Origin of the sequence: Microbacterium sp. Leaf179, from assembly GCF_001423785.1 — a bacterium.
In the GTDB taxonomy this organism is placed as follows: Bacteria; Actinomycetota; Actinomycetes; order Actinomycetales; family Microbacteriaceae; genus Microbacterium.
This window is the reverse complement of record NZ_LMPH01000002.1, coordinates 659,550-683,435: the sequence shown is the minus strand read 5'-3', so window position 1 is coordinate 683,435 and position 23,886 is coordinate 659,550. Positions and strand designations below refer to the sequence as shown.

Genomic DNA, 23,886 nt, shown 5'->3' with positions numbered 1-23,886 from the left:
CCGTCGACCATGGCGCCGAGCCCGGCCCGCTCGCCGCACGCCGGAAACCGGGTGCGGGGCGGGATCGTGCGGCCGGGGTTCGGTTCTCACGCCCCGCCGCTCGCCGCACCGAATCGGGCCGAACGAACGCGTCAGGCCGTGCCGTACAACCGGTCGCCGGCGTCACCGAGACCGGGCACGATGTAGCCCTTCTCGTTGAGTCGCTCGTCGACGGCGCCGAGCACGAGGGTGACGTCGTGTCCCTCGACCTGCTTCTCGATGGCGGCGACGCCCTCGGGGGCGCCGAGCAGGCAGATCGCGGTGACGTCCTGCGCGCCGCGGGCGAAGAGGAAGTTGATGGCCGCACCCAGCGAGCCGCCGGTGGCGAGCATGGGGTCGAGCACGAAGCACTGGCGGTCGCTCAGGTCGTCGGGCAGGCGTTCGGCGTACGTCGTGGGCTCGAAGGTCTCTTCGTCGCGCACCATGCCGAGGAAGCCGACCTCGGCGGTGGGCAGAAGCTTCACCATGCCCTCGAGCATGCCCAGACCGGCGCGCAGGATCGGCACGACGATGGGGCGGGGCTCGCTGATCTTGACGCCCTGGGTGAGGGTCACCGGGGTCTGGATCTCGATCGGCTCGACACGCACGTTGCGAGTCGCCTCGTAGGCCAGAAGGGTCACCAGCTCCTCGGTGAGCTGGCGGAACACCGGCGAGGATGTCTGCACGTCACGCAGCACCGTGAGCTTGTGGGTGATGAGCGGGTGGTCGGCGACGTGGACACGCATAGGCTCAAGGCTAGCCGCTTCCCCTGATCTCCCTCGTCCGTTTTTTCGGAGCCCCCGTGACCCCCACCGCCGCCGACCGCTCCGCGATGCGTCGCGCGTTCGCGCTGGCCGCCGAGGCCGCCGTCGACGGTGATGTGCCCGTCGGCGCCGTCGTCGTCGACGCCGAGGGGCGGATCCTCGGCGAGGGCCGCAATCTGCGCGAGGTCACGGCGGACCCCACGGCGCACGCCGAGGTGCTGGCGTTGCGTGCCGCGGCCGAGACCCTCGGCTCGTGGCATCTCGCCGACTGCACGCTCGTGGTGACCCTCGAGCCGTGCGTCATGTGCGCGGGTGCGATCCTGCAGGCGCGCGTGCCCCGGGTGGTCTTCGGGGCGTGGGATGCCAAAGCCGGCGCCGCGGGTTCGATGTACGACCTTCTGCGCGACCGGCGCCTGCCGCACCGCGTCGAGGTCGTCGGCGGGGTGGACGAGGACGAAGCCGCCGCGCAGTTGACGGCGTTCTTCGAGGTTCGGCGCGAACACCCGCACGACCACGACGCGTAACCGGGCGTCCGGCCACCCGCCTCTCGCTCCGGGTGCGCGTCAGCGGGGCAGCAGGGGGAGCATCTCGGCGCCGACGAGATCGGCGTGTGCGACGTCGCGCAGATCCAACAGCTGGAAGTACACCCGCTCGGCGCCCAGCGCCCGCAGGCGCTCGACCTTGTCGGCGATCTGCGCCGGAGTGCCGATGAGGTTGGCGCCGTTGTCGAACTGCGCACGGGTCTGCCCGATCGCGGCGACCCGTCGCTCGATCTCGGCGTCGTCCGTGCCCACGATGGTCGGCAGAGCGACCGAGAGCTTCAGCGTCGCCGGGTCGCGCTCGGCGGTCTCGCACGCGGCGCGCACGCGCGCGAAGGCAGCCGAGATCTGCTCCTCGGCGACGAAGCCGATGTTGAACTCGGTCGCGTACCGCGCGGCCAGCGCCGGCGTCCGCTTCGGACCGCCGCCGCCCACGATCACGGGCACCGGTGACTGCACGGGACGGGGGAGGGCGGGGGCGGCGTCGAGACGGTAGTGCTCTCCGTCGAACGAGAAGGTCTCGGCATCCGGGGTCTGCCACAGGCCCGTCACCACCTGCAACTGCTCTTCGAGCAGGTCGAAGCGCTTGGCGGGGAAGGGGATTCCGTAAGCGGCATGTTCGCGCTCGAACCAGCCGGTCCCGAGGCCGAGCTCGACACGCCCGCCCGACATCGCGTCGATCTGCGCGACCTGGATGGCCAGGATCGCGGGCACGCGGTAGGTCACCGACGACACCAGGGTCCCGAGGCGGATGCGCGACGTCTCGCGGGCGAGACCGGCGAGCGTGGTCCACGCGTCGGTCGGCCCGGGCCGCGGGTCACCCTCGCCCATCCGCAGGTAGTGGTCGGAGCGGAAGAACCCGTCGAGGCCGTGCCGCTCGGCCGACTGCGCGAAGGCGAGCTGGTCGTCGTACGAGAAGCCCTGCTGGGGCTCGGTGAACAGGCAGTACTCCACGGGAGCCTCCGGGATGGTCGGGCGGTGCGAGACGGAGAGGGCGGGACGGAGAGTGCGGGATGGGCCGCGTCGAGGCCGCGCTCAGTCGGCGGAGCGCAGGATGATCGCCTCGGTGGGCGGGGCGGGATCGGCCGGACGGCCGACGTAGCCGATGTGCGTGAGCAGCGCCCGGCGGAACGCGGAGGGACGCTCGAGATGAACCGAGTGGCCTGCTCCCTCGACGGGCACCTCGGTGACCTCGCCGCCACGGGCGGCGTAGGCGGAGAGCACGTCGCGCGTCTGCGACACCATGGGCTGCGCGGGGGCGATCTCGTCGCCGGGCCACCCGGGAACGACGCCCAGGGCGCCCAAGTGGTTCACGTCCGAGAACGAGGCGTCGGAGACGATGGCATCCGCCGTTCCGTAGATCCACAGCACCGGGGGCTTGTCGGCCAGGTCGACGATGCCCGAGACGTCGAAGAAGACGGGCGACAGCGTGTTGAGCGCCCCCGTGCGTCCGGGGGCGAAGCCGGGCCAAGTGGCGGTCGTGACCGACTCGCCCGGGTAGTTGCCCACGGCCGTCGACGTCGAGAGCATCGCCTCGACCCAGACGTCCTCGTGCTCGCTCGTGTACCCGGGCGCGACGTAGGTCGAGCGGAAGACCGAGCGCGGCGACGTGGGGGCGTCGGCGCTGGTGTCGCCGTCGGTGAGTCGCTGGACGAAGTCGGGGTTGGCGGCGCCGGCGCCGGTGCCCGCACCCTCGTCGTCGAGCCGCGAGCCGTCGCGTCGGGTGCCGCCGAAGCCGTAGGGCGAGACCGGCGACTGGAGGGTCAGCGAGAGCACCGGGTGATCGAGGGCGTACTGCAGCACGACACCTCCGCCGAGCGACCATCCCACGAGGTGGGCGGAGGCGATGCCGAGGGCATCGAGCGTCGCGTGCAGGTCGTCGCTGAAGTCGCGCACGCCGCGGGTGGCGTCGATGGGGGTGTGCTCGGTGCGACCGAAGCCGCGGAGGTCGACCGCGACGACGCGCAGATCGCTGGGGAGGTCCTGCATGATCTCCTGCCAGAACAGCGACGACGCGACGTTCCCGTGCACCAGCACGACCGTGTGCTCCGGGGGCGTCGAGGGGTCGTCGCCGGAGCGCTCGAGCACGTTGACACCCAGCCGGTCGGTCTCGATCAGGCGCGCGGTGATGCCGTCGAAGAGAGTCATGGAAGGTCCTCCGTGTCGATCGCGGGTGCCCCGGTACACCGTCGTCCGACTCTAACGCCCGCCCCTATCGGTCGCACTCAGGGTTGCCTGTCGCGGCGTCGGGGCGCTTCGTAGACTGGACGCATGACGGATGCCATCACCTCGCTGCCCCCGATCGCGATCCTCGGAGCCGGCTCGATGGGAGGGGCCATCCTGCACGGCCTCGTCGCCGCGGGCCTGAGCGCGGGCGGCGTCACCGCGACCAACCGCTCGATCGCGAAGGCCGCCGAGCTCGCCGATCTCGAGGGAGTGACGAGTGTCGCGCTCGAGGTCAACCCGAACGGCAACATCGAGGCCGCGGCATCCGCCGAGGTGGTGTTGATCGGCGTCAAACCCGCGATGGTGCCCGACCTGCTCGACGAGATCGCTCCGCACCTGCGCGACGGCGCGGTCGTGGTCAGCCTGGCCGCGGGGGTCACCCTCGACACCTTCGCCCGTCACCTCGGCGAGGGTGTCGCAACGCTGCGCTCCATGCCGAACACGCCGTCGCTCGTCGGCAAGGGAGTGACAGGTCTGGCCGCGGGGCCGGCTGCTTCGGCCGACGATGTGGCCGTCGTCCGCGCTCTGTTCGAGACCGTGGGTGCGGTGCTCGAGGTGTCCGAGGAACAGATCGACGCGCTCTCGACGATCTCGGGATCGGGCCCGGCCTACGTCTTCCTGCTGGTCGAGGAGTTCACCAAATCGGCCGTCCGCATGGGCTTCGACGACGCGCAGGCGCGTCTGCTCGCCGAGCAGACCTTCATCGGGGCCACGACGCTCCTGGCCGCCTCCGACGTCGACCCGGCGGAGCTGCGTCGCCGCGTCACCAGCCCCAAGGGCACGACCGAGCGGGCCGTCGCGGTGCTGCAGGAGGCCCGATTCGACGACACCTTCACCGAGGCCGCCGAGGCCGCACTCGCGCGCGCGAAAGAGCTCGCCGAGGGGCGGTGACGTGCCGGCCGAGCACGGGGCCCGTCACGGGCGAAGGCTCCAGGGCGAGAGACTCCGAGCCACTGCTCAGCGGTCGAGCGACGCGAAGCGTTCGATGTCGGAGTTCGTCCCCGACACGATGATGAGGTCGTGGTTCGTGACCACGGTGTTGGCTTCGGCGTAGCGGAACGCCCGCCCGGGGCTCTTCACCCCGACCACGGTCACGTTGTACTTCGAGCGGACACCCGACTCGTTCAGGCCCACGCCGCGTACGAGCTTCGGCGGGTACATCTTGGCGAGCACGAAATCGTCGTCGAAGCGGATGAAGTCGAGCATGCGTCCGCTCACGAGGTGCGCGACGCGCTCGCCGGCTTCGGCCTCGGGGTAGATCACGTGGTTGGCGCCGACACGGGCCAGGATCTTGCCGTGCGACTGCGAGACGGCCTTGGCCCAGATCTGCGGGACCTTCAGGTCGACGAGGTTGGCGGTGATGAGCACCGACGCCTCGATGAGCGAGCCGACGGCGACGACGGCCACCTGGAAGTCCTGCGCGCCGATCTGGCGCAGAGCGTCGATGTTGCGCGCGTCGGCCTGTACGGCGTGCGTGACGCGCTCCGACCACTTCTGCACGAGTTCGAGGTTGCCGTCGACGGCCAGGACCTCGCGGTCGAGGCGGTCGAGTTCGCCGGCGCACGCCGCGCCGAAGCGCCCGAGGCCGATGACCAGCACGGGCGCATCGCTGCGGATGCGTTCAACCAACGATGGGCCTTTCGACGGGCAGCGCGTACAACTGCGATCGAGACGACGCAGCCACGGCCGCGGCGAGTGTCACTGTACCAATGCGGCCCATGAACATCGTGGCGGCCATGACGTAGACGGCGGGGTCGGGAAGCTCCGCCGTGAGACCGGTCGACAGGCCGACCGTCGCGAATCCCGAGATCACGTCGAACAGGACGTGCTCGATGGGGGCGTCGGTGATGCGGCTGATCGTCACGGTCGAGATCGCGACGATCGTGGCGCCCCACGCGACGACCGAGAGGGCCACGCGCTGCACGTCGCTGGGGATCCGGCGCCCGAACGCCTGTACCGACGGCCGCCCCTTGGCCTCGGAGAACACCGCGAGGGCGAGCACGGCGAGGGTCGTCACCTTGATGCCGCCGGCGGTGGATGCCGAGCCGCCACCCACGAACATCAGCATCGAGCCCACGATGAGGGTCGCGCCGTTGAGATCGCCGATGTCGATGACCGAGAATCCGCCCGACCTGGTCATGGCGGAGAGGAAGAACGCCTGGAAGGTCGTGTCCCACGCATCCATGCTTCCGAATGTGAGGGGGTTGTCGTATTCCAGCAGCAGAATGACGCCCGCGCCGAAGAAGAACAGGATGACCGTGGTGATCAGGGTGAGCTTCGTGTGGAGCGACCACAGACGGAATCGCCAGTGGTGCCGCCACAGGGTGAAGATCACCGGGAAGCCGATCGAGCCGAGGAAGACGCCGATCATCAGCACCGACAGCAGGAAGTAGTCCTGGGCGAAGGGCGTCAGCCCGTCGGCGTTGGGGACGAACCCGGTGTTGGTGAAGGCCATGGCGGCGTAGTACGGGGCCTCCCACAAGGCGACGATCGGGTCGATGCCCCCGATGATGAGCGAGGGGTAGATGAGCACGGTGAGCCCGGCCTCGATCACCAGCGTCGACAGCGCGACCGTGCGCAGGAGCTGGCCGACCTCGCCCAGACGGACGGTCTGCCCCTCGTTCACCGGTCCGCCGTGCGCCCGCAGGGGGTTGCTGTCTCCGGCGGCGATGAGCTTCGCGCGGAGCCCCAGGCGCTTCGAGATGACCAGGCCCAGGATCGAGGCGAGGGTGAGCACGCCGAGCGCACCCACGTTCACGCCGACGTAGGTGATCACGTGCCCGAGCGGCGACCAGTGCGTGTACATGTTGACCGTCGACAGACCGGTCACGCAGATGGTCGACACCGCCGTGAACAGCGCGTCGGCCAGGGGCGTCGCTCGCCCGTCGGCCGACGCCGCGGGCAGCGAGAACAGCGCGGTGAAGAGAAGGATGAGCGTCACGAACACCAGCACCGCGAAACGCGCGGGTGATGCGGTGGTCAGATTGCGCAGTCGATCCCATGCCGTGAACGCGATGCGTCTCACGCGCACGCCCAATCGCACCTCGTTCGGCGTCGCCGCCATGCGCCGCTCCCTTCGGTGCCCGAACCCGAATCATGGTACTCGGGCCGGGGCGCCGCTAATCTGATGCCATGGCGGACATCTTCGACGTGATCGCTGACGGAACGCGTCGCGACATCCTTCAGCTCCTTCTGGACCGGGCCACCGGTGGCGAACGCGGAACGAGCGTGTCGCAGATCGTGGCGTCCCTGGGGGTGAGTCAACCGACCGTCTCCAAGCACCTGAAGGTGCTGCGCGAGGCCGAGCTGGTGTCGGTGCGCGAAGAGGGTCAGCACCGCTATTACAGCCTCGCGGTCGCGCCTCTCGACGAGGTCGACGACTGGCTCGTGCCGTTCTTCTCGGTCGACGAAGAGAACGAGCCCGCACTGCCCGAGTCCGCCGTCCACGCCGCCGAAGTGGTGGGTCGTGCCGCGGCGTCGGTCAAGCATTCCTTCTCGACGGCCTTCCGCAAGCTTCCGGGACGGTGAGGTGCACGGATGCCGCGGAAGACCGGCATCCGGGAAGCACATTCGTCACAGCACGCCCAGAGGTTTACAGCCTTCACAGCCAGACCCTAGAGTGTGCACAGCATCAGAGGGTGAGTTCACCCGTAACGAGGGGTGAACCATGGCCGAGCTGCCCGACGTGCGATTCCTGACCGTCGCCGAGGTCGCCGAGCTCATGCGCGTGTCGAAGATGACCGTCTATCGTCTCGTGCACGCCGGCGAACTCCCCGCGGTGCGTTTCGGGCGCAGCTATCGTGTGCCCGAATCGGCCGTCGCCGAGGTCGTGCAGCGGCCGGTGTCCGACGTCGGCTAGACTGATCCGAGGCATTTTTTCATCGCCTGCTGTTCCCGGGGGCCGACCACGGCACCCAGACCCCGACTTAGTGAGGTTTTCCGTGGGTTCTGTCATCAAGAAGCGCCGTAAGCGCATGGCGAAGAAGAAGCACCGCAAGCTGCTTCGCAAGACTCGTCACCAGCGCCGCAACAAGAAGTAACGCGGCACGACACCGAGCGCCTGTCCTCTGCGACGGGCGCTTCGTGTATCCGCCCGCGCCGTTCGCCCTCTCGGAGGTAAGCATGCAGTCCATCTCGATCCACGACCTGCACGCGGGACGCGAGCGTCCGCTCATCGACGTGCGCGAGGAACACGAGTTCGCCGCCGGGCACGTTCCCGGGGCCGTGAACCTTCCCATGTCGACCCTGGGCGAACATCTCGACGAGCTCCCCGCCGAGCCGTTCGACGTGATCTGCCAGGCCGGCGGCCGCTCGGCGCGTGTGGTCGAGGCGCTCTCCGCGCGCGGTCACGACGCCACGAACGTCGAGGGCGGCACGGGCGACTGGATCGCCGCGGGGTACGACGTCGCATCCTGATCCGGTGCCCGGACCCGCGTCATCCCGCGCGTCCCGAGCGCCACGATCCACGGCCCTCCTAGGATGAAGGCGTGACGACCCTCACGCTGATCGGAAAGCCCGGCTGCCATCTCTGCGATGTGGCCGAGCAGATCGTCGAGGCCGTCGTGGCCGATCTTCCCGCCGACGTCGCCGACCGTGTCGAGATCGCGCACGCCTCGATCGCCGATGACACGGCGTTGTATGAGAAGTGGTGGGAGAAGATCCCCGTCATCCTGATCGACGGCGAGCTGCACGCGCACTGGCGCGTGTCGGCCGACCGCCTCCGCGCCGCGTTGCTGGCGTCCGAGCCCGAAGGAGCCTCCGCGTGAGCATCCGACACATCGTCCTGTGGAAGCTCGCGGCCGACGACGCCGACACCCGGGCTCTGCACGCCGAGCAGATCGCGGAGCGCCTGCTGGCTCTTCGCGGCGTGATCGACGAGATCGTGCATCTCGAGATCGGTCGCAACGTCGCGTACCCGCAGAACAACTGGGACGTCGCCCTGGTGAGCGAGTTCGCCGACGTCGAGGCGTTGGAGCGCTACCAGGTGCACCCCGCCCACCAAGAGGCTGCGGCCTTCGTGCGCTCGGTCGTCGCCGAGCGGTCGTCGGTCGACTACCCGTTCTGACGCCCGTTCAGCCGATGGGGCGAACGCTCATCGGCCCGGATGCGAGAGCGATCCGGACGTGCGCCCGATCGTCGAGGCGCCGGTCGGGCGCGTGCTCGACGACGACGCGATCGCCGTCGGCGGTGAGAACGGTCGAGCGGCGCACGCTGCCGAGGAAGATGGTCTCCTCGACGACCGCATCGACTCCCGGGGTGCCGTCGCCCACGAGCACGACCTGTTCCGGGCGTACGACGACCTCGCAGTGACCGTCGCTCGCCGCGGCGGCGAGAGGGAGTTCCTGCCCCCACACCTCGACGACGGCTCCCTCGACGATTCCCGGCACGGCGCTGACCGGACCCAGAAGGTCGGCCACCGCGAGGTCGCCGACGCGCGCGAAGACCTCGTCGGGGCGCCCCTGCGCGGCGATACGGCCCTGGTCCATCACGACGAGATGGTCGGCGACCGCGGCGGCCTCGGCGGTGTCGCGCGTGACCCACAGGGTGGTGACCCCGGTCGCACGCAGTTCCCGCACGACGCGATCGCGGGTCTCGGCGCGCGCCGAGGTGTGCAGCGCTGCCAGCGCGTCGTCGAGCACGAGGGCCCGCGGCCGCGACGCGAGAGCCCGGGCGACGGCCCACCGCTGCCGGTCGCCGTGCGAGAGGCGGTGCACCAGCCGGTCACCGGCGCCGAGCCCGACGAGCGCGCCCAGGCGTTCGGCTTCGGCGTCGGGGTCGGCGGTGCCCGCGCGACGGGCGGCGGCCACGATCGCGGCGCGCACCCGCCCGAAACGGGCGACCGGGGTGCGGTCGCGCACCTCGACGACGCGGGGCGCGGCGGCCCCGGTACGCCCGTCGATGGTCACGGTGCCGGCATCCGGCCGATCGGCTCCCGTGATCACGCGCAGCAGGGTCGACGCGCCGCAGCCCGACGGCCCGACGACGGCGACGATGCCGCCCGGCTCGATCTCGAGGTCGATGTTCTCGAGCACCGGGACTCCCGCGCGCGCGCGGCCGACATCGCGGAGCGAGATCGCCCACCCCGTGCGCGATCGTCCCGCCGGAGACGGGGCGGCCGAGGTGAGGGCGTTCATGGCCCCACGGTAGGGCGGCCGATGAACGCGACGACGCCCGGGGAGTGAACCCCGGGCGTCGGTCGCTCGAACCTTACGGAGCGAGGCGGGTCGGGCCGCGGAAGAGATACGTCACCTCGCGGATCGACGACTCGCCCAGCATGAGCATCAGGACGCGCGCCAGGCCCATGCCGAAACCACCGTGCGGCGGGGCGCCGAAGCGGAAGAAGTCGAGGTAGAAGTCGAGGTGCTCGGGGTCGAGACCCTTCTCTTTCGCCTGCTCGATCAGCACGTCGACGCGGTGCTCGCGCTGCGCGCCGGTCGTGATCTCGACGCCGTTGAAGAGCAGGTCGTACGACTTCGTCAGCCCGGTCTCTTCGTCGCGCATGTGGTAGAAAGCGCGGATCTCGGGGTGGTAGTCGGTGATGAAGACGAACTGGTGGCCGAACGTCTCGGCCACGTGCGCCGCGATCTGACGCTCGCCCTCGGGGTCGAGGTCGCCATCGGTGCGCGGGATGTCGTACCCGCGCGCGGCGACGATCTCACGCGCCTCGGCGAGGGGGATGCGCGGGAAGGGGAGCGTCGGAACCTGCACCTCGATGCCGAAGAGCTCCTGGATCTCGGCGCCGTGCTTGTCGGCGACGGCCTGGAAAGCGCTCTGCAGCAGTTCCTCCTGCATACGGGCGACGTCTTCGTGCGAGTCGATCCAGCTGATCTCGGCGTCGATCGAGGTGAACTCGGTCGCGTGACGGCTCGTGAACGAGGGGTCGGCGCGGAACGCGGGGGCGATCTCGAAGATCTTGCCGAAGCCGGCGACCTGGGCCATCTGCTTGAAGAACTGGGGGCTCTGCGCGAGGTAGGCCGTCTTGTCTTCGAAGTAGGGCACCTCGAACAGTTCGGCGTTGGACTCCGAGGGCGACGCCATGAGCTTGGGGGAGTGCACCTCGATGTAGTCGCGCTCGACCCAGTAGGTACGCATCGCGTGCTCGAGAGTGGTCTGCACGCGGAAGATGAGGTTGTTGCGGCGCTGGCGCAGGTCGATGAAGCGCCAGTCCATGCGCTTGTCGGGGCTGCTGTCGGCCGCGATCGGGGTCTCGGGGTTGGCTGCCGCCGCGATGACGAGCTCGCCCACCTTGATCTCGACGCCGCCGAGCTTGACGCGCTCGTCGTGCTTGAGCTCGCCGCGCACGGTCAGGAAGGTGCCGGTCGACAGGGCGCCGATCGTCTCGGTGAGGGCGAGGGCGGCGGCATCCTGATCCGTCGCCTCTTCGGAGGGACGCGTCGCCGGGTTCACCAGCTGCACCGCGCCGGTCTCGTCGCGGAGGACGACGAACTGCACCTTCTTCTGGTCGCGGACGGTTTCGACCCATCCCGACACCTCGACGGGGCCGGCGGGAAGGGATTTCAGCTGGTTGACCAGGACGCGTTCGCTCACGATCGACCAGTCTACGTGCGCCGTGCGCGCGCACCCGGGCGCGAATCTACGATGGGGGCGTGACCTACTCGTTGCCGCCGGAATCTTTCCGGACGATGCGTCCCGAACCGACAGTGCGCAAGGCGCGTGGCTGGGACGTCGCGCTCACGATCATCCTGCTCGTGCTCCTTCCCCTGCTGGCGCTGGGGGCCTCGTACGCGGGAGTGCTGCTGGCGTTCGCCGCCGACCAGTGCGGGCCGTCGAACTGCGACACGGGGCTGATGAACATCGGCTTCTGGACGGCCGTCATCTCGCCCTGGGTCATCCTGCTGATCGGCGTGGTCGCCGCGATCGTGCGCCTCGTGCGCCATCGCCTGGCGTTCTGGGTGCCGCTGGCCACCATCGTCGGGATGGCGGCGGTGTGGTTCATCGCGGCCGCGTTCGTCGGCGCCGGGGTCTCGGCATCCTGAACCGCTCGGGGGCAACCCCCAGGAACCGCGCATGACCGGACCGTAGCCTGGAACGGGCGTCCGGTCGGGCGGCCGATCACCGAGCGCGAAGGCACCCGATGACCGACACCACCCTCACTCTCTCCCCCCTGCGCGCGAGCTCCGGCTCCGAGGACGGGCAGTCGTGGCTCACGTCGCTGGCCGACTGGACCGTGTCGCTCATGGAGATCATCGGACCGGTGGGCGCGGGCGTCGCCATCGCCCTCGAGAACCTCTTCCCGCCTCTGCCGAGCGAGGTCGTCCTGCCGATGGCGGGCCTCACCGCCAGCCGCGGCTCGTTCACGCTGTTCGAGGCGCTGCTGTGGACGACCGTCGGCTCGATCGTCGGCGCCTTCATGCTCTACGGCCTCGGGCGGTGGCTCGGAGCCGCGCGTCTGCGTTCGTTCGCCGCGAAGATGCCGCTGCTGCACCCCGAAGACGTCGACCGCACGGTCGCGTGGTTCGAGCGCCACGGCGGCAAGGCCGTGTTCTTCGGGCGAATGATCCCGATCTTCCGCAGTCTCATCTCGATCCCCGCCGGCGTCGCCAAGATGCCGACGTGGCGGTTCGGTCTGCTCACGGGCGCCGGCAGCCTGATCTGGAACACGATCTTCGTGCTGTCGGGCTTCCTGCTGGGCGAGAACTGGCACATCGTCGAGGAGTACGCCTCGATCCTGCAGTACGTCGTGATCGCCGCGGTCGTGATCGGAGTCGCGTGGTTCCTGTACGCGCGCATCCGTTCGCTTCTGGCTTCCCGCAACGACGCCCCGGCGTCGCGCACCGACGCCTGAGGGTCGGCGGACATCGCGGGGTCGAGTCCCCGTCGACGCGCGCGCACACCTCCTGCGGGCCCGGTATCCGCGGGTATCTCCACGTCGAAGCAACCCGCCCCCTCGCTCAGTCAGACCACAGAACCCGCCCGTAGACTGGCGTCGTGCCCGCCGATCGCCTTCATCTCGTGCGCCACGGAGAGGTCCACAACCCCCGTCGCGTGCTGTACGGTCGGCTCCCCGGATTCGGCCTCAGCGTCGACGGTCGGCATATGGCGCGCCAGGCCGCCGAGTACGTCCACGGCCTCGAGCGGCCCGTCTCGGCCCTCATCGCCTCACCGCTGCAGCGCACACGTGAGTCGGCGGAGCCGTTCGTGACGCTGTTCGGCATCGAGCCCGTGATCGATGAGCGGGTGATCGAGCCGACCAACGTCTTCGAGGGACGGCGGATGAAGCGGGCGCTCGCCAACCCGCTGAACTGGCGGCACCTGCGTCAACCCGCCGTTCCCAGCTGGGGTGAGCCCTACGCGCGCGTCGTGGCGCGGGTGACCGAGGCCATGGGCGACGCGTGGGAACGCGTGCCCTCGGGCGACGTCGTCATCGTCTCGCACCAGCTGCCGATCTGGGTGACCCACCTCGCCCTCTCCCACCAACCCACCCGCCACGACCCCCGCAAGCGCCGCTGCGCGCTGTCGAGCGTGACGAGCTTCGAACGGCGAGACGGCGCCGACGGCTCGACGCGCTGGGTCGAGGTGGCGTACGCCGAGCCGGCCACCACCGCCGGAGCCGTCGACGTAGGAGCCGTCTGATGCGCCGAATCCTCACCGTCGCCGGAGCGATGGCCGCCGCCGCGGCCCTCGTGATGGGCCTCGCGGCCTGCACGCCCGACCCCCTCGCCGAGCAGTACCGGGCGGGTGACAACAAGGGCTACATCGCCGCCAACGGGCTGCAGTGGCAGGAGATCCCCGAGTCGGACCGCGGCGAGGCCGTGGAGTTCTCGGGCAGCCTCGACAACGGCTCACCGGTGTCGAGCGCCGACTACGCCGGCAAGGTGCTCGTCGTGAACTTCTGGTATGCCACGTGCGGCCCGTGCATCATCGAGGCCCCGCGCCTCGAGCAGGCCTATCAGAGCTTCCAGGGCCAGGACGTGGCCTTCCTCGGCATCAACACCTACGACCAGCCCGCCACGGCGCTGTCGTTCGCCCGCGATCACGGGGTGTCGTACTCGAGTGCCATGGCCGTCAACGACGGGGAGCTGAAGCTCGCCTTCGCCGACAAGACCCCCATCAACGCGACGCCCACCACCCTCGTGCTCGACAAGCAGGGCCGCGTCGCCGCCCGCGTCATCGGCGAGCTCCCCGAGGCCTCGATCCTCGAGTCCATGGTGCGCACGCTGGTCGCGGAGCCCGCGTGAACCCGGGCGCTCTCGTCTTCGACGGCGCACTCTGGGTGGCTCTTCCCCTCGCGCTCGCCGCCGGTCTCATCTCGTTCCTGTCGCCGTGCGTGCTGCCGCTCGTGCCGGGGTACCTGGGGTACATCGGCGGTGCCGTCGCCCCGCGCGGGGGCTCGGCATCCGGAGCCGGCCGGGGGCGCCTGCTCGGTGGGACCCTCCTGTTCATCGCGGGATTCACCGTGGTGTTCATGGCGATCAACGTGCTCGGCGGAGCCGCCGGCATGTTCTTCACCCGCTACGGCGACGTCATCACGCGCGTCATGGGTGTCGTCATCATCCTCATGGGACTCGTGTTCATCGGCCTCTTCGGGGTGGCGCAGCGCTCGGTGCGGCTGCAGTCGCGCGGCAACCTGGGCCTGATCGGTGCCCCCCTGCTCGGCATCGCGCTGGGCATCGGCTGGACCCCCTGCATCGGCCCGACGCTGGCGGCGATCCTCTCGGTGTCGTACAACCTCGGCGACCCGGGCCGGGCGGCACTGCTGGGACTGGCGTACTCGCTGGGGCTCGGCATCCCGTTCGTTCTGCTCGCCCTCGGCTTCGGGTGGGCGACGCGCTCGGTGTCGTTCGTGCGCAAGCACATCCGCGTCGTCAACCTCATCGGCGGCGGCCTTCTCATCGCGCTCGGCCTGCTCATGGTCACGGGCGTCTGGGGCCAGTGGATGTCGACCCTGCAGGGAGTGATCGGCAATGTCCAACTCCCGCTCTGATCGAGGAAAGACCGTGACCGAACCCGCCGACGGCGTGCTGCGCCCGTCCGACCACGCCGACTCCGTCGTCGCGGACGGCTCCGGCGACGACATCGTGCAGCCGCGCCTCGGCGTCGTGGGATGGGCGCGCTGGGGCTGGCGTCAGCTCACCAGCATGCGCACCGCTCTCGTGCTGCTGCTCCTGCTCGCGATCGCCGCCGTCCCCGGCTCGCTCGTGCCGCAGCGCACCGCCGACCCCAACGGCGTCACCCAGTACTTCACCGACAACCCCGACCTGGCGCCGGTGCTCGACAAGCTCAGCCTGTTCGACGTGTACAGCTCGCCGTGGTTCTCGGCGATCTACCTGCTGCTGTTCATCTCGCTGATCGGCTGCGTGCTGCCGCGCACCAAACACCACTGGAAGGCCCTGCGCTCGCAGCCCCCGCGCACGCCCGCGCGGCTGTCGCGCTTGGACGACCACCGCACCCGCCGCCTCACGGTCGCCGGAGACGCGGATGCCGTCGCCGCGGCCGCCGTCGACAGCGCCGCCGCTCAGCTGCGCAAGAGCGGATACCGCGTCGCCCGGTACGACGGGCGCGGCACGTACTCGGTGTCGGCCGAGCGCGGCTACCTGCGCGAGACGGGCAACCTGGTCTTCCACGCGGCCCTGGTGGGCGTGCTCATCGCCGTCGGCGTCGGAGGCGGCTTCACCTACACGGGGCAACGGGTGCTCGTGGAGGGCCAGGCGTTCGCGAACAGCCTGCTCGACTACTCCTCGTTCAACCCCGGCCGCTTCGTCGGCGGCGACACGCTCACGCCGTACTCCATGACGCTCGACGCCTTCGACGTCGCCTACGTGCCGCCCGGCCAGCCCGGCTCGGGTCAGGCGGGCGACTTCGTGGCGCACATGACCACGCGAGCCCCGGGCGGCGAGCCCGAGGACGGCGAGGTGCGCGTCAACCACCCGCTCGACGTGCAGGGCGACCGTGTCTACCTGCTGGGCAACGGCTACGCGCCCACCGTCACTATCCGCGACGCCGAGGGGCGGGAGGTCTTCCACGACTCCGTGGCCTTCCTTCCCCAGGATGCCAACATGACCTCGCTCGGCGTCATCAAGGTCGCCGACGGACTGCCGCAGCAGCTCGGCCTGCTCGGTTTCTTCTACCCGACGATGGACGTGCTGCCCTCGGGCGCGCTCACCTCGACCTACGGCGCGCTGGAGTACCCCGTGCTGACGCTGCGCGTCTACGAGGGCGACCTCGGCATCGACGACGGCACGCCCCGGTCGGTCTACACGCTCGACCCCTCCGGGATGACGCAGATCGCCGGCGGTGACAGCGGCACCCCCGCCCTGCAGCTCATGCCGGGCGAGACCCAGGACCTGCCGAACGGTCTCGGCACCATCACGTTCGAGAACGAGGCCCCCGCCGGCGCCTCCGGGTACGACGGTTCGGTGAAGCGCTTCGCCTCGCTGTCGATCCACCGTGACCTCGCCGGTCCCTGGGTGCTCGCCTTCGCGCTGCTCGCGCTGTTCGGGCTCATGACCGCCCTGTTCGTCCCGCGTCGGCGCATGTGGGTCAAGGCGACGCCGCAGGGCGACGCCGTGACCGTCGAGTACGCGGGCCTGGCTCGCGGTGAAGACCCCACCCTCGGCGCCGCCGTCGCCCAGCTCGCCGAGAAGCACGCCTCGTCCCTTCCGACTCCGCGCCACCCCGACACCGGAAAAGTAGACTGACACCATGCCCGGAACCGACCCGCTTCTCCTCGACGAGATCTCCCTCCTCCTGGTGTGGACGGCGGTCACCATCTACGTGCTGGCGTTCATCGCCTACGCGATCGACCTCGCACGACGCTCCGACCTCGCGCTGAAGGCGAAGGACGACGTCGTCGCCCGCGAGCTCGTCACCGCGGGGGGCGGGGGAGTGATCGGCGGATCGACCGGGTCGTCGGCATCCACTACCGCACCGAAGCCCCGTTACCTCTGGGCGCGGCTGGGAACGGTGCTGACGGCGCTCGGGTTCGTGTTCCACCTCACCGCGACGGTGCTGCGCGGCATCGCCGCCGAGCGTGTGCCGTGGTCGAACATGTACGAGTTCGCGATGACCGGTCTGCTGCTCATCATCGCGGTGTACCTCGCCGTGCTCACCCGCTACGACCTGCGCTTCCTGGGCGCGCTGATGACGGGCCTCACCGTGCTGCTGCTCGGCGGGGCGACGCTCGCGTTCCACGTCGAGGTCGTGCCGCTGGCCGACCCGCTGAAGTCGGTGTGGCTCGTGGTCCACGTGTTCGTCGCCAGCCTGGCCACGGCCCTGTTCGCCCTGGCGTTCGGGCTGTCGGTGGTGCAGCTCATCCAGACGCGCCGCGAACGCAAGCTCGCCGAGGCGGCGCCGTCGGACGACGCGCCCAAGCGCAGCTTCCTGCGGACGGTCCCCAAGGCCGACGCGCTGGAGTCGCTCGCCTACCGCTTCGCGATCGTCGGCTTCATCTTCTGGACGTTCACCCTCATCGCCGGGTCCATCTGGGCGAACGACGCGTGGGGCCGGTTCTGGGGCTTCGACACCAAGGAAGTCTGGACCTTCGTCATCTGGGTGCTCTACGCCGGATACATCCATGCCCGCGCGACCCGCGGCTGGCGCGGCACCCGCTCGGCGTGGCTGTCGATCATCGGCTTCACCGCCGTGCTGTTCAACTTCACGATCGTGAACGTGTTCTTCAAGGGCCTGCACGCGTACAGCGGTCTGACGACCTGACGCTGGGCGTCGGTCTGTCCGTTGAGTGTCCAGGACACGCCGCGTGCCCGCCGTGCGTGGCGGCGTGTCTTGGACACTCAACAGTGTCGTGGCCGCTGAGGGGCGCCGGCTGAGCGCAGGCGGCGCTCCCTCGCGAACACGCAGAGAGCGGGCGGACGGTCGGTCGCGCACGCGCCGAACGCGGGCGGGCGCTCTTGCGGGGCCTCTGCCGTGGCTCGCGCCGCGGCCGGGGCTTGCCCGTTGAGTGTCCACGACACGCCGCGTGCCCGTCGTGCCTGGCGGCGTGTCTTGGACACTCAACCGTGTTGTGGCCGCTGAGGGGCGCGCGCCGAGCGCGGGCGGGGCTCCGTCGCGCACGCGCAGAGAGCGGGCGGGCGCTCTTGCGGGGCCTCTGCCGTGACTCGCGCCGCGGCCGGGGCTTGCCCGTTGACTGTCCGAGACACGCCGCGTCCTCGCTGTGCGTCGCGGCGTGTCCTGGACACTCAACGGGGACGTGCGGCCAGCAGGGCGCTGCGGACCGGCGCGACGATGAGCTGGTTCGGCGCGTCGAGATGATGCGCGAGGACGCGGACCAGGGTCCATCCCGCGTCGCTGATCGCCCGCCACCGGTCGGCGTCGCGGCGGAACTGTGCGGCTTCGGCGTGATGGCGCCCGTCGTATTCCACGGCGACGCGCTGTTCGGGGTAAGCCATATCGAGTCGGGCGACGAAGAGCCCCGAGGCCGTCCGAAGCGTCCAGTTGAGCTGGGGCTCGGGCAGACCGGCATCCACGAGGACGAGACGCACGGCGCTTTCGCGCGGTGACTCCGCACCCGGGCGAATCAGACCGGCCGCCTCGCGGAGCGCCACCGCTCCGCGCCGTCGGGCGCGCATCGCCACCTCCTCGAGGCCCGGCACCGGATCGCCCTGGGCCACGAGCCAGTCGCCGACCGCGACGAGGTCGTCCACGCGCAGCACGGCGCCGAGTTGCGCCCACGTCTCCGTTCGAGCGGCGACGGGCAGATCGTCGAGGAGGGTGATTCCGTCGGGCGGCATCACCAGGCGGTGTCCGGTGACCCTCGAAGTGCGGGGCTCCCGAGCCGGCGGTACCGCCGACACGTGCAGCTCCTCGCCGTGCGGAAAAGGCAGCGGCATCCCCCACAGTGAGGCGGCCGTGACGTGGCTGAAGAACTGGCCCCCCGACATCCGCGGGAGGTACGCGTGGCATCGCTCCGCGACGGATCCGAGTCCGGGGTCGTCGCCGGCGTACCGGACGCCGTGGAACGGCGACCGCAGGCCGCGAGCGCGGAGCCTTCTGGGCGGGATGCCGAGACGGTCCGCGTCGCGAACGTGGAACGCGGTGCCGAGCTCGGCGGGGAGAGGTCGAGGGCGCATGCCCGACAGCAGACACCGGGCACGGTGCCCCGCGCTGCGCGCCCCCGCCCCGCGTGTGGACAACCCTCCCTGTGGAGGACCCTCACGCGCGGCCCGCCCTCCGTTGAGTGTCCAGAACACGCCGCGGCCGGGGGCGGCTCAGCGGCGTGTCTTGGACACTCAACAGGGGGGGAGGGGGAGCGGGCTAGGCGACGGAGACCGCTGCGGCGCGCGCCGACGTGGTGCGGCGACGCGTCACGATCAGCGTCGTCACCACCAGCGACAGCACGGCCCACACCACCAGCCCGGCGATGCCGGCGGCGACCCCGCTCGACGACGACAGGGCGCCGAGCATCGCGTCGTACACCGGGGCGGTGGGCATGAGCGATGCGGCGGCGGCGAGGGCCGGTGGCACCGTCGAGACGATCGTCGCCCCCAGGGCGAGGGCGCCGATCACCGCGGCGACCCAGCGTCCCGCTCCGCCGAACACGGCGACGAGGGCCTGGTGCACGGCGGCGAAGGCCACGCCCGCGGCGATGCAGATGACGGCGAACAGGGCCCAGTCGTCCCAGTCGTACTGGGATGCCACCTGCACCACGCCCGCGACCAGCAGACCCTGCACGGCGCCGACGGCAGCTGCGGGGGCGAAGCCGCGCAGGGCGACGAGCGCCGAGGGGCGTCGGCTCGTCAGCGCGCGCGCCGACACCGCCTGGAAGGCCACGAACGAGGCGAGCCCGCCGAACCACAGCACGGCCATGGCGAGCAGCGGAACGGCGGCCAGGCCGAAGAGCGAGTCGCTCGCGCCGGTGGCCGACACCGGGTCGGCGACGACGTCGGCGAGGGTGGTCGCCTGGGCGTCGGAGTACCTCGGCAGCTGCGACACGGCGGTGTCGAGGCCGTCGGCGAGAGACGTGGTGCCGGATGCCACCTGGCTCACGCCGTCGGCGAGTTGACCGGCGCCGTCCTGGGCGCCCTGGGTGCCGGATGCCAGTTGTGCGGCGCCGGAGCTGAGGGCCGACGCGCCGGTGCCGAACTGCCGCGCGCCGTCGGCGAGCTGGTTCGCGCCGCCGGAGAGGGCGTCGATGCCGCCGGCGATCGTGTTGATCCCCGTCTCGGCCTCGCGCGCTCCGCCGGCGAGGCCGGCTGCGCCGTCGGCGAGCTGCTGGTTGGCGTCGGCGATGGTGCGGATCCCGGCGGGGAGCTGCGAGGCCTGCCCGGCCAGCTCGCCGATCTTGGCCACCGTCTCGGTGGCTTGCGGGAGCGCCTTGTTGGCTTCGTCGGAGGCGTTGCGCAACGCCGTGCACTGCTCGGGGGTGCCGGTGCATTCGTCGGCGGCCTTCTGCAGGGCGGCGGCCGCATCGACCAGGGCGGTGTTCACCTGCGGGGCGGCCTGCGCCAGGCGGGTGGCGGCGTCTTCGAAGCCGGGCGGGATCTGGTCTGCGAGGCCGTTGATCTGCGTGGCGAGCTGCTGATTGCCGGCGGCGATGCCGTCGGCTCCGCCGGCCAGCTTGCCGACGCCGGTGGCGGCATCGCGCGTTCCCTGCGCGAGGGCGCCCGCGCCGCTCGAGAGCTGAGTGGCGCCGTCGGCCAGGGGTCCCGCGCCGCTCGCGAGCTGTCCCGCTCCGGTCGACAGCTGCGAGGCGCCGTCGGCGAGCTGACCCAGACCGTCGCGCAGTCCGGTCGCGCCGGAGGCGGCCTGCCCGGCACCGTCGGCGAGCTGGTGCGCCCCGCTGGCGGCCGTGCCCAGCTGGTCGCCGAGGGTCGTGAAGCCGAGGAAGACGTTCTTGAGGTACTGCGACGACAGCTCGCTGCCGTAGACGCTCGAGGCGGTGGAGGCCAGGGTCGCGGTGATCGCACCGTCGACGACCCGGGCGTTGGGGGCCGTCGCGACGCCGATCGTGGCCTTCTCGGGGCTCTCTCCGGGGCGGGTCGACAGCGAGGCGGCCGTGAAGTTCTCGGGGATGGTCACGACGGCGGTGTAGGTGCCGTCGGCGAGGCCCGCCGCGGCATCCGCGTCGTTCGAGATGACCCAGTCGATGTTGCTCGACTGGTCGTCGGCGCCCTTGACCAGACCGCCGGTGAGCTGACGACCGAGCGGCACGAGCTGACCGTTCAGCTCGACGGCCTTGTCGTCGTTGACGATGGCGGCGGTGATGTTCTCGAGCCGGTCGGTGGGGTTGTACAGCGCGCCCACGAGGATGCCGCCGATGACGGCCGGCAGCAGCAGCACGCCGACGAGGGTGAGCCAGGTCACGGGGCGGCGCGAACGGGAGCGCTCGACGGGGAGAGTCATGCGAACACCTCGGAGAGATCGGCGTAGGTTTCGGGCTGCGGGGAATCCGGCGCGCGGTGGCGCCGCGGTGTCGGAAGGGCGAGCGAGGCCACGTCCGGGCGGTGCGCCTCGGCCAGCAGGGCGAGGGCCCGGCGTTCGTCGCGGGCCGACACGATGAGCGTGAACGGGGAGGAGTCCTCTCCCGAACGTTCGCGCGCCTCGGTGGCGGCGCGGCGGAGCACGTGGGCGACGTCGTCGCGGGTGTCGTCGTCGAGGCGGTCGACGTCGGACACGACGATGATGCGCGCGCGACCCGCGACCGCGTCGGCGACGGTGCGCGCGGCCTCGGCGGGGTCGTCGAGCAGGGCGACGCCGACGCGGGAGCGCACGGCTCCCGCGCGCTCGGGAACGAGCAGTCCATCGACGCGCAGACGCCCGTCGATGCCGGCGAGGCGCCCCGACAGGGCGAGGAGCAGCGTGCGGGTGGTGCGGCTCTCACCGGTGACCAGCAGGGTGCCGCCGAATCCGAGACGCAGCGAGACGTCGCGGAACACGGGCTCCTCGGCATCCGAGGCTCCGACCGTGCGAAGGTCGTCGGCGGCGACGGCCATGGCGGGCTCCGCCGGCCAGTCGGCGAGGCGCACCTCGCGCTCGACGGCTTCGCCCTCGACGTCGAGCTTCGGCAGCAGGCGGTCGAGCCAGCGCGGCATCCACCAGGCCTTGTCGCCCAGCAGGGCGAGGACCGCGGGCACGAGGGTCATGCGCACGAGGAAGGCGTCGACGGCCACGCCGACGGCCAGACCCAGGGCGATGGGCTTGAGGCTCGAGTCGCCCTCGGGCACGAACGCCACGAAGACGGCGAACATGATGACGGCGGCCGCGACCACGACGCGGGCCGAGGCCGCGAAGCCGCTGCGCACGGCGCCGAGCGCCACCTCGCGGGGCGTGCGCCCCTCGCGGTCCGCGTGCACGTAGTCCTCGCGCATCCGCGAGACCAGGAAGACCTGGTAGTCCATCGCGAGGCCGAACAATACGCCCATCACGACGATGGGCATGAAGCTGATGATGGGGCCGACCTTGGCCACGTGCAGGGCGTCGGCGAACCAGCCCCACTCGAACACCGCGGCCACGACCCCGAACGAGGCGGCCACCGACAGCAGGTAGCCGCCGGCGGCGGTCAGCGGCACCCAGATCGAGCGGAACACGATCATCAGCAGCACGAGCGACAGGCCGACGACGAAGAGGCCGAAGGGCAGCAGGGCCGCTCCCAGCTGGTCGGAGATGTCGATGGTCACGGCGGTGTAGCCGGTGACGAGCAGACGGACGCCGAACTGGTCGTACAGGCGGTCCTCTTGCGCGCGGAGCTCCCGCACGAGGTCGGCGGTGCGGGGGTCGTCGGGGGCGGTCTCGGGCACGATCTGCACGATGCCGGTGTCGGCGGTCTCGTTCGGGGTCGCCAGAGCGACCTCGGCGACCCCGGGGATCTTCGCGATCTCGTCTCCGATGTCGGTCATGAGCGTCAGGGGGTCGTTCGAGGTGACGATCGTGCCGGTCATGATGAGCGGGCCGTTGGCGCCCGGGCCGAAGTACTCGTCGGTGAGCTCGTACGCGACGCGGGCTTCGTCTCCCTCGGGGAGCTGGCCGGCGTTGGGCAGGGTGAGCGCGAGGCTGGCGGCGGGGATCGCGGTGACCCCCAGCAGGCCGACGATCGCGACGGTGGTGACGACGGGATGCCGGGTGACCAGCCCCACCCAGCGCTTGGCCGGGCCGTTGCGTTCGGCGCGCGAGGCTGCGGCCACGATCTTCTCGTCGCGCTCGGCGGCGGCCTGGGCGACCGCCGCGGCGTCGTCATCGGAGGTGCCGCGGGCTCGGCGGGAACGCTTCGCGGGTCGCTTGTACCCCCACCCGACCACGCGGTGCCCGGCGAAGCCGAGGAAGGCCGGGGTCAGGGTGAGTCCGACGCACACCGCGATCGCGACGGCGACCGACGCGGCGATCCCCATGGTGGTGAGGAACGGGATGCCGGCGAAGCTCAGGCCGATGAGGGCGATGAGCACGGTGATGCCGGCGAAGACGACGGCGGAACCGGCGGTGCCGACGGCGCGAGCGGTGGACTCCTCGGGGTCCATTCCCGCTCTCGTCTGGTCTTGATGTCGCGAGACGATGAAGAGGGCGTAGTCGATGCCGACCGCGAGACCCAGCATCACCGCCAGCAGCGGCGTGGTCGACGAGACGGTCGCGAAGCCGGTGGCGATGAAGATCAGGGCCACCGACAGGGCGACGCCCAGGATGGCGGTGGCCAGCGGCATGCCGGCCACGAGGAACGAGCGGAACGTCACCATCAGCACGAGGGCGGCGATGAGCACGCCGAGGGCCTCGGTGAGGGTGGCGCCGGGGACCTCGCTGGCGAACAGCTGGCCGCCGAGCACGGCCTGCGATCCGCTCGGCAGGGCGGAGCCCAGGGCCGTGGCCGCCTCGCGCAGCCCGTCTTCGGTGGAGGCGGGGACGGCGGTGGCTTCTCCGGCGAATTGGATGCGCACGATCGCCGCGCGGTCGTCGTCGGCGATGCCACCCGAGATGCGGGCGTCGTAGGGGTCGGTGACGGCCTCGACGAAGTCGAGGTTGCCGATGTCGCCGGTGGTGGTGGTGATGGCATCCTGGTACGCCTGGTCACGCACGCTCGCGCCGTCGGCGGCCACCACGATGATCTCGGCGCTCGCCCCGCTCACCTGGGGGAAGGTGCGCTCGAGCATCTCGAGACCGGCCTGCGACTCGGTGCCCGGGATGGTGAAGGTGTTGTCGGTGCCCTTGGCGAGCAGTGCCACCCCGCCGCCGGCCAGCACGAGCACCAGGAGCCAGGCGGTCAGAACGCGCCACGGGTGGCGGAACGACCAACGGCCCAGGGTGTACAGGAATGTCGACACGGTGGCTCCCACGATCGGTGAACGAGTCGATACATCACCGTATCGGATACATCAATGTATCGTAGTCGCCGAGGGGGTGGTCGTACCTGGATCTCCCCCGTGAACAGGAGGATGCGG

At 70.9% G+C, this 23,886-nt stretch carries 25 protein-coding genes; 15 read left to right on the top strand and 10 right to left on the bottom strand.

Features of this window, described 5'->3' with window-relative positions; all coding sequences use genetic code 11:
- Nucleotides 1-131 precede the first annotated feature (131 nt).
- Nucleotides 132-764 carry a uracil phosphoribosyltransferase gene (gene upp / locus ASF96_RS10735; protein ID WP_055839143.1) on the bottom strand — a complete coding sequence of 211 codons (633 nt, stop codon included), beginning with the start codon at nt 762-764 and terminating at the stop codon, nt 132-134.
- 86 nt (nt 765-850) lie between these two features.
- Here upp and tadA point away from each other — a divergent pair, with 86 nt between their 5' ends.
- Nucleotides 851-1,306, top strand: a complete 456-nt coding sequence (gene tadA, locus ASF96_RS10730; protein ID WP_055939477.1) for a tRNA adenosine(34) deaminase TadA — start codon at nt 851-853, stop codon at nt 1,304-1,306.
- A 39-nt stretch (nt 1,307-1,345) separates the two neighbouring features.
- Here the strand turns inward: tadA and ASF96_RS10725 are convergent, their stop codons facing one another.
- On the bottom strand, nt 1,346-2,275 hold the full coding sequence (locus ASF96_RS10725; RefSeq protein ID WP_055938954.1) for an LLM class F420-dependent oxidoreductase: 930 nt from the start codon (nt 2,273-2,275) through the stop codon (nt 1,346-1,348).
- Between the two features lie 81 nt (nt 2,276-2,356).
- On the bottom strand, nt 2,357-3,469 hold the full coding sequence (locus ASF96_RS10720) for an alpha/beta hydrolase (protein WP_055938951.1): 1,113 nt from the start codon (nt 3,467-3,469) through the stop codon (nt 2,357-2,359).
- Nucleotides 3,470-3,592: 123 nt separating this feature from the next.
- Here ASF96_RS10720 and proC point away from each other — a divergent pair, with 123 nt between their 5' ends.
- Entirely contained in the window at nt 3,593-4,438 is an 846-nt protein-coding gene (gene proC, locus ASF96_RS10715) for a pyrroline-5-carboxylate reductase (RefSeq protein ID WP_055938948.1), read from the top strand.
- A 66-nt stretch (nt 4,439-4,504) separates the two neighbouring features.
- Here the strand turns inward: proC and ASF96_RS10710 are convergent, their stop codons facing one another.
- The gene (locus ASF96_RS10710; protein ID WP_055839130.1) at nt 4,505-5,176 is read right to left on the bottom strand and encodes a potassium channel family protein; all 672 of its coding nucleotides are present in this window, start codon (nt 5,174-5,176) and stop codon (nt 4,505-4,507) included.
- Nucleotides 5,169-6,611, bottom strand: a complete 1,443-nt coding sequence (locus ASF96_RS10705) for a TrkH family potassium uptake protein (RefSeq protein ID WP_156458826.1) — start codon at nt 6,609-6,611, stop codon at nt 5,169-5,171. Before ASF96_RS10705 ends, ASF96_RS10710 begins: the two co-directional genes overlap by 8 nt.
- A gap of 68 nt (nt 6,612-6,679) precedes the next feature.
- Here ASF96_RS10705 and ASF96_RS10700 point away from each other — a divergent pair, with 68 nt between their 5' ends.
- The 6 genes from ASF96_RS10700 to ASF96_RS10680 all read left to right on the top strand — a co-directional run bounded on the left by ASF96_RS10700 (nt 6,680) and on the right by ASF96_RS10680 (nt 8,612).
- Nucleotides 6,680-7,075: an ArsR/SmtB family transcription factor gene (locus ASF96_RS10700; RefSeq protein ID WP_055839127.1), complete on the top strand. Its 396-nt coding sequence runs from the start codon at nt 6,680-6,682 to the stop codon at nt 7,073-7,075.
- 139 nt (nt 7,076-7,214) lie between these two features.
- Nucleotides 7,215-7,406, top strand: coding sequence for a helix-turn-helix domain-containing protein (locus ASF96_RS10695; RefSeq protein WP_055839125.1), 192 nt, complete (start codon nt 7,215-7,217; stop codon nt 7,404-7,406).
- An 82-nt stretch (nt 7,407-7,488) separates the two neighbouring features.
- Nucleotides 7,489-7,587, top strand: a complete 99-nt coding sequence (locus ASF96_RS16540; RefSeq protein ID WP_003792170.1) for a 30S ribosomal protein bS22 — start codon at nt 7,489-7,491, stop codon at nt 7,585-7,587.
- Nucleotides 7,588-7,669: 82 nt separating this feature from the next.
- A complete protein-coding gene (locus tag ASF96_RS10690) occupies nt 7,670-7,963 on the top strand; it encodes a rhodanese-like domain-containing protein (protein WP_055839123.1) in 294 nt (97 codons plus the stop codon).
- A 71-nt stretch (nt 7,964-8,034) separates the two neighbouring features.
- Nucleotides 8,035-8,313 (top strand): glutaredoxin family protein, encoded by a 279-nt coding sequence (locus tag ASF96_RS10685; protein ID WP_055938946.1) that lies wholly within the window; start codon nt 8,035-8,037, stop codon nt 8,311-8,313.
- Complete coding sequence (locus ASF96_RS10680; RefSeq protein ID WP_055839115.1) at nt 8,310-8,612, top strand: Dabb family protein; 303 nt, start codon at nt 8,310-8,312, stop codon at nt 8,610-8,612. Before ASF96_RS10685 ends, ASF96_RS10680 begins: the two co-directional genes overlap by 4 nt.
- A gap of 7 nt (nt 8,613-8,619) precedes the next feature.
- Here ASF96_RS10680 and ASF96_RS10675 read toward each other — a convergent pair whose 3' ends face one another.
- Together ASF96_RS10675 and aspS are read right to left on the bottom strand one after the other, a co-directional pair.
- Nucleotides 8,620-9,681: an ABC transporter ATP-binding protein gene (locus tag ASF96_RS10675; RefSeq protein WP_055938943.1), complete on the bottom strand. Its 1,062-nt coding sequence runs from the start codon at nt 9,679-9,681 to the stop codon at nt 8,620-8,622.
- Nucleotides 9,682-9,754: 73 nt separating this feature from the next.
- Nucleotides 9,755-11,095, bottom strand: a complete 1,341-nt coding sequence (gene aspS / locus ASF96_RS10670; protein WP_055839110.1) for an aspartate--tRNA(Asn) ligase — start codon at nt 11,093-11,095, stop codon at nt 9,755-9,757.
- 59 nt (nt 11,096-11,154) lie between these two features.
- Between aspS and ASF96_RS10665 the strand changes: the two genes are divergently transcribed.
- The 7 genes from ASF96_RS10665 to ccsB all read left to right on the top strand — a co-directional run bounded on the left by ASF96_RS10665 (nt 11,155) and on the right by ccsB (nt 17,221).
- Nucleotides 11,155-11,544 (top strand): hypothetical protein, encoded by a 390-nt coding sequence (locus ASF96_RS10665; protein WP_156458825.1) that lies wholly within the window; start codon nt 11,155-11,157, stop codon nt 11,542-11,544.
- Nucleotides 11,545-11,642: 98 nt separating this feature from the next.
- Complete coding sequence (locus ASF96_RS10660; RefSeq protein ID WP_055938940.1) at nt 11,643-12,353, top strand: DedA family protein; 711 nt, start codon at nt 11,643-11,645, stop codon at nt 12,351-12,353.
- A 143-nt stretch (nt 12,354-12,496) separates the two neighbouring features.
- Entirely contained in the window at nt 12,497-13,141 is a 645-nt protein-coding gene (locus ASF96_RS10655) for a histidine phosphatase family protein (protein ID WP_055938937.1), read from the top strand.
- Nucleotides 13,141-13,746 carry a TlpA family protein disulfide reductase gene (locus ASF96_RS10650; protein WP_055938934.1) on the top strand — a complete coding sequence of 202 codons (606 nt, stop codon included), beginning with the start codon at nt 13,141-13,143 and terminating at the stop codon, nt 13,744-13,746. Before ASF96_RS10655 ends, ASF96_RS10650 begins: the two co-directional genes overlap by 1 nt.
- A complete protein-coding gene (locus ASF96_RS10645) occupies nt 13,743-14,492 on the top strand; it encodes a cytochrome c biogenesis CcdA family protein (protein ID WP_055839095.1) in 750 nt (249 codons plus the stop codon). Before ASF96_RS10650 ends, ASF96_RS10645 begins: the two co-directional genes overlap by 4 nt.
- A complete protein-coding gene (resB, locus tag ASF96_RS10640; protein WP_055938932.1) occupies nt 14,473-16,206 on the top strand; it encodes a cytochrome c biogenesis protein ResB in 1,734 nt (577 codons plus the stop codon). Before ASF96_RS10645 ends, resB begins: the two co-directional genes overlap by 20 nt.
- A 4-nt stretch (nt 16,207-16,210) precedes the next feature.
- Nucleotides 16,211-17,221, top strand: a complete 1,011-nt coding sequence (gene ccsB / locus ASF96_RS10635) for a c-type cytochrome biogenesis protein CcsB (protein ID WP_055938929.1) — start codon at nt 16,211-16,213, stop codon at nt 17,219-17,221.
- A gap of 482 nt (nt 17,222-17,703) precedes the next feature.
- Here the strand turns inward: ccsB and ASF96_RS10630 are convergent, their stop codons facing one another.
- The 3 genes from ASF96_RS10630 to ASF96_RS10620 all read right to left on the bottom strand — a co-directional run bounded on the left by ASF96_RS10630 (nt 17,704) and on the right by ASF96_RS10620 (nt 23,769).
- Nucleotides 17,704-18,594 carry an endonuclease domain-containing protein gene (locus ASF96_RS10630; protein ID WP_055938926.1) on the bottom strand — a complete coding sequence of 297 codons (891 nt, stop codon included), beginning with the start codon at nt 18,592-18,594 and terminating at the stop codon, nt 17,704-17,706.
- A 184-nt stretch (nt 18,595-18,778) separates the two neighbouring features.
- Nucleotides 18,779-20,866, bottom strand: coding sequence for a YhgE/Pip domain-containing protein (locus ASF96_RS10625; protein WP_055938923.1), 2,088 nt, complete (start codon nt 20,864-20,866; stop codon nt 18,779-18,781).
- Nucleotides 20,863-23,769 carry an MMPL family transporter gene (locus ASF96_RS10620; RefSeq protein WP_055939469.1) on the bottom strand — a complete coding sequence of 969 codons (2,907 nt, stop codon included), beginning with the start codon at nt 23,767-23,769 and terminating at the stop codon, nt 20,863-20,865. Before ASF96_RS10620 ends, ASF96_RS10625 begins: the two co-directional genes overlap by 4 nt.
- Nucleotides 23,770-23,886: the final 117 nt, after the last annotated feature.